This is a genomic window from Providencia heimbachae ATCC 35613 (assembly GCF_001655055.1).
GTDB lineage: Bacteria > Pseudomonadota > Gammaproteobacteria > Enterobacterales > Enterobacteriaceae > Providencia > Providencia heimbachae.
Window position 1 is genome coordinate 1 of the sequence record NZ_LXEW01000020.1, and the last position, 6058, is coordinate 6058.

The following is a 6058-nucleotide window of genomic DNA, read 5'->3' on the forward strand; positions in this document are numbered from 1 at the left end:
ATATTAACAGTCGAAACATCTTTACCAATATCTACAATATGCCCTGTAAATTCATGCCCTAATCGAATTGGGTAAGAATGAGCTCCATGATGAAAAATTCTAGGAATATCAGAACCACATAGACCAGAGTATGCTACCTTAACTAAAACATCATTATTACTACATTGAGGAATATCAACCTCTTTAATTTCTAATTTATTATTTTCGCTAACAATAATTTCTTTCATTTTTCTACTCACTGATTACAGCCAAATGAATAAAGAGCTAATACACTTTGTATATGAGCTATAATTAAATTTTTTGGTGTTAATATTATTTTTTTCGATAAAATATTTTTAAATTGTTCAGGAAATAACTGACTAACAATACCTAAAGGAATTTCAACTTGGCTAAGATTACTCAACATTTTTTCAACCGAATTATTAATTTCCGTATGAGGCCAATAATATCGTAAACGGTCAGACAAGCTATAGTGTCTATCTATAGCAGCTTTTGAATAAATAGGGCTATAATAGTCTTTCCAATATTTAGGTTCATCGAGCATAACTCGGTCAATTACCGATATTAATTCGCTCCGTTTTTCTGCTGGAATAAGCTCATTTTCAATTAGTGACAAAGAAAACATTGCCTCACGTAAGGCAAACGTCAGTGCAGGGCCTACTTTTAGTATGGCAAAGTGATCACGCACCAGCTCTTTATAAGCCTCTTTAGTTTGATAATCAGTTGAATGAGCCTCAAAAACAACTTTTGTTTTTTCTATATATTTCGATAAATCCTTCGCTTTCTCTGAGTTGTAGTGAATTACTGAAGAATGATCGAATTCAACGCCTGGTTGAACTACAATTGCAATAATTCTCTCAATCGCTTCATGTAATCCAATATTTTTAAAATGGGTATAATGGCTATTGATTGTTTCTTGCGCCGCTTGAGGTGTTGTAATATGTAGAGAAGTAATTGATTCTTTTTCCCCGCCAGGAACCGGAACTTCGGTACCTACGACATAACATAATTGTTTTTTTTGCTCCTCTGTTACGGTATTTTCAGCCACTTTACATAGTCTAGCTGCACGTTCAGCCACAATTTGGGGATCAAGGGGGATAGGATCGTCTACACAAGACATTGACGTATCTAGGTGAATTTTAGAAAATCCGGCTGATACATATTGCTCAATCAAAACCTCTGATTTTTGCATGGCTTCTTCAGCACACTCATTTTTCCAACAGTTTGGCCCTAAATGATCACCACCTAAAATTAATCTCTCTATTGGAAAATTAACATTCTTAGCAATTTCATATACAAAATTTTTGAAGAGCTCTGGCGTCATTCCCGTATAACCACCAAATTGATTAACTTGATTGGATGTAGCTTCGATCAAAACCTTTCGGTTGCTATTAATCTCAAACAGAAATGTAGCCTCAATGACAAGTGGATGAGCAGAACAAACTGAGTATATACCTAATTCTTCACCTAATTTATGTCTTTGTATAATATCCTTCATATCCATTCCTATATATTACGATTTTCACTTTTTTTATTGTAACTTACAAAACTTATCTTTCATCTGAAAAATAACATGATTGTGAGTCAAATCACGAAAGAGATAAAAAGAAAACGAAACAATACGAAGGATGAAATCAGCTGCCATCCAAAAAAAACAAATAATAACCCATTTATTTCAATTGATTATAATAAAAACAAACTTGTCACAGATAAAAAAAACAAATCAAAACGTTATAATTAGATTAAAAATCAATCTAAAAAAAAGAATTAATCATCTATTATATGCTATAACTTTAAATCAACAGGAACAATCGAAATGAAACAAAACAAAGAATACGCAAATAATCGAAGTCAAACGAAAGCTTTGTTTTTTTTATTTAAAAGAAGGCAGAGTTAAGTGTTTAATCACAAAACATATTATTTATTTTTTATTACGAATCTATTACAACGAAAAGAATAAGGCTATATATGATTAAATTAACTAATAAAAAAGTGCAAGCGCTGAAAAAACTATCAAGTAAATCGGGTATTATTGCTGCTTTAGCAATCGACCAGCGTGGTGCTTTAAAAAAAATGTTTAATAGCTATCAAGAATCACATAATGAAAACGAAAATATTACTAATTTTAAATCTTTAGTTTCTACTGAATTAACGCCCTATGCATCCTCAATTTTGCTAGATCCTGAATATGGCCTCCCCGCAGCAAGAGTAAGAGATAAAAATGCTGGATTATTACTTGCTTACGAAAAAACAGGATATGATTCGGCTAAGAAAGGCCGTCTTCCTGACCTACTCGATAATTGGTCCGTAAAACGATTGAAAAATAGCGGCGCAGATGCCATAAAATTTTTACTTTATTACGATATTGATGAAGAACAATCCATTAACGACCATAAACATGCCTTCATAGAACGATTAGGAGCAGAATGTGCAGCAGAAGATATTCCTTTCTTTCTTGAATTGGTTTCTTATGACGCTACAAATATCGATAGTAGCAGTAGAGAGTATGCCAAATTAAAACCATATAAAGTTAATGAGATGATGAAAGAATTTTCAAAAGAAAATTATAGTATTGATATTTTAAAAGTTGAAATTCCTGTAAATATGTTATTTGTTGAAGGATATTCTGATGACAATGACTATGTTTATACCCAGAAACAAGCCGAAAGCCATTTCAAAGAACAATCGATGGTGACAAACTTACCTTTTATATTTTTAAGTGCGGGAGTCAGTTCAAATCTTTTTTTAGAAACACTACTTTTTGCTAAAAAATCAGGCTCAACTTTTAATGGTGTCTTATGTGGTCGCGCCACTTGGGCTAATAGCGTTGAATATTTCGCTACTGATAGCGAAAACGCAGCTCGCTTGTGGCTGCAGACTGAAGGTAAAAAAAATATTTGCCAATTAAATAAAATATTGGAAAAAACAGCATCATCATGGTTTGACAAATTACTCGACTGAAAGAGTAAATTTAACAAACCTTATATTTATAAAAATCAGACTATATTAATCAATTGATAAGGATAGCTGGTTTTAATTATTAGTATGATGAATTTATGTATAATCAATAAATTCATCATACTAATAAAAAACACATGAACACAAATGAACGTTGGAAAATATCCCTGCCGCTTAAAGAATGACGGGAATACCCTAAATAATTCAAGTTATAGGTAGGCGGCCAGTAAGGATAGCTCGGGGAGCATACACCAGTATGTCACCTGAATAATCGAATGTAATCAACCCTTTATAACTTAAAGAATGACAGGAATACCCTAAATAATTGAGTTGTAGTTAGGCGGCCAGAGTAAGGATAGCTCGGGGAGCATACACCAGTATGTGACCTGAATAATCGAATGTAATCAACCCTTTATAACTTAAAGAATGACAGGAATACCCTAAATAATTGAGTTGTAGGTAGGCGGCCAGTGAGGATAGCTCGGGGAGCATACACTAGTATGTGACCCGAGGAGCCGAATGCAGCCAACACCCCTACAACTTGAATTATGACGGGAATCCCCTAAATAATTCACGTTGTAGTTAGGCGGCCAGAGTAAGGATAGCTCGGGGAGCATACACCAGTATGTGATCCGAGGAGCCGAATGCAGCCAACACCCCTACAACTTGAAGTATGACGGGTATGACCGGTATCGGGTAAAAGCAATTGCCGCCTGCCCTAATGCCACTCCCCCATCCCCCATCGGAAACTGCCTTGCAGACAACACCTCGAACTCATTCAACTTTTCAATTAACAAACTTCTCAACAACTGATTATGCATTACACCGCCAGATAAGATGATTTTTTTCACTTTATATTGATGTGCGGCTCGTCTGGCAAGATCGGCAAAACCTTGTGCTAGCGCCATATGAAAAGCCTGTGCACGCTGCGCTTTTGGTGCTTGATAATTTAACCACTGCTGCCAAAAAGTAGCTAAATCAAGGTAGTTACCAATAATTGGCAAACTGACGGGATGCTCAGATAGAGGACAACTTGATGCTAGCGCTTCTAGCTGACATGCGGCTTCGCCTTCCCAACTAATGTTTTCAGTACAGATCGCCAATGCCGCCGCGACTGCATCGAATAACCTGCCGGTTGATGATGCCGTAGGTGAATTAATGCCTCGTTCAATCGCTTTTTGTATGACAGGGTAAGGATATGGCGTTAACACCGAGGCAATACTTTGGTTTTGCCAATTCGGTACAAACTGCTGTAAATGTGCCAACAAATTGCGCCAAGGCTGACGAGAAGCTAGTTCTCCTCCCGGCATGGCAACAGGAGGCAGCCCACCCATATATTGACTAGAGGCATAATCCACCAGCAAGCATTCACCACCCCATAGGCGATTATCGTCCCCATAACCTAAACCATCTAATGCCAGCCCAATCACTTTTTCACCATGAATGGGAATACCCTGTTCAACCATTACAGCCGCAATGTGAGCATGGTGGTGTTGAACTTGAATAAATGGGATTTGCAGTTGTTCTGATAATTGTTTGCCATATCGATGGCTCACATAATTAGGGTGCATATCACCAACAAGTGCCTCTGGCTTGAAGCGATAGATTGACTCGAACAACGCAATTGCATTTTGATATTGCTGAAAAATATCAATATCGTCCAGATCGCCAAGGTGCTGGCTCAGCACGGCACTTTTATCTCTCAACAAACAGAATGTATTTTTTAAATCGGCACCCAGAGCCAAAATTGAAGGTGATTTTTCAAATCCAGCAGGTAAATCAATCGCATCAGGGACATAACCTCGAGCACGACGCAGCATTTCAGCTTGCCCGTCGTGATAACGCACTAACGAGTCATCTGCTCGCTGAATAATATCGCGATTATGCATCAGCCATACATCTGCAATATCAGCCAAATCAGATAACGCCTCTTCATTCGTTAAAACCGGCGGTTTACCTGACGCATTGCCTGATGTCATCACTAGCGGATGTTTCGCTGCCGCCATCAATAAATGCTGCAACGGGTTAGAAGGCAGCATAATACCAATTTCGCGTAATTTCGGTGCGATTTCGTCGCTTAATCGGTAGCGATTCCATAATTTCACTAAAACAATTGGCGATGCGGTACTTTTCAATAAAGCCCGTAACCCATCACTCACATTAATACCTTGTTCGGTTAACCATTCACATGATGGAACCATCACTGCCAGCGGTTTTGTTGGTCGATGTTTACGCTGCCGCAATTTTCTAACAGCTTCATCATTTGTCGCATCGCAAGCCAGATGAAAACCGCCAATCCCTTTAATTGCAACGATATTTCCTTGCAATAGTTGCTGCGTAGCTTGCATTAAAGCAGTTTGCTTGCTTGCTAAAATTTGTCCTACTTTATTGTACAATTGAATTTCAGGACCACATACAGGGCAGGCATTAGGTTGAGCATGAAAACGACGATCTACAGGCGATTCATATTCTTGCTGACATTCAGGGCATAAAGGGAAATCAGCCATGGCCGTATTCGGGCGGTCGTATGGCATTTGTCGAATAATGGTAAAACGCGGCCCGCAATGGGTGCAATTAGTGAACGGGTGATCAAATCGGCGGTTATCAGGGTCAAATAGCTCACGCTGGCAAGACTCACAAGTCGCCGCATCGGGGATCACCTGTGTATCCATTCGACCAGTACCACTATGACGAATTGAAAATTTATCAGGTAACTCATCCCACTCAAATGATTGTGGTTGTATGCTTTCGATATGCGCTAACGGTGGGCACTGTTGGTACAATAGTTGTGTAAAGTCAGCAATATCCGTGCCGGATAACAGCCTGACGAGCACGCCTTCGCCATCATTACAGACATCACCATAAAGGTGACACTGATGAGCAAGTTGCCAGACATAAGGCCGAAACCCCACCCCTTGCACCTTACCTTTAATCCGCAGTTGTATCCCGTTTTGCATTTTCACGCCCCTCGATGCGATGCCAAGGTCGCTATTTTCTCGCCAATTGATAAGTAAATCTTAATTTGAGATCAACAAAAATGGTTGTTGGGAAATATAGGTTAATAATAAATGATGAAAGCACAAGAAAATTTAGATCGAGC

At 38.3% G+C, this 6058-nt stretch carries 4 protein-coding genes; 1 reads left to right on the plus strand and 3 read right to left on the minus strand.

The genetic code is table 11. The features are described 5' to 3' along the window. The coding region (locus M998_RS06775) for an alcohol dehydrogenase catalytic domain-containing protein (protein WP_156510937.1) at positions 1-227 on the minus strand (227 nt) is incomplete at its 3' end. Between the two features lie 8 nt (positions 228-235). Next, positions 236-1498: a tagatose-bisphosphate aldolase subunit GatZ gene (gene gatZ, locus M998_RS06780; protein ID WP_068908163.1), complete on the minus strand. Its 1263-nt coding sequence runs from the start codon at positions 1496-1498 to the stop codon at positions 236-238. Between the two features lie 470 nt (positions 1499-1968). Here gatZ and lacD point away from each other — a divergent pair, with 470 nt between their 5' ends. Beyond that, complete coding sequence (gene lacD / locus M998_RS06790; protein ID WP_068908166.1) at positions 1969-2961, plus strand: tagatose-bisphosphate aldolase; 993 nt, start codon at positions 1969-1971, stop codon at positions 2959-2961. 656 nt (positions 2962-3617) lie between these two features. On the opposite strand, the gene hypF is transcribed toward lacD, so the two are convergent. Beyond that, positions 3618-5915: a carbamoyltransferase HypF gene (gene hypF / locus M998_RS06795; protein ID WP_068908167.1), complete on the minus strand. Its 2298-nt coding sequence runs from the start codon at positions 5913-5915 to the stop codon at positions 3618-3620. Positions 5916-6058 lie beyond the last annotated feature (143 nt).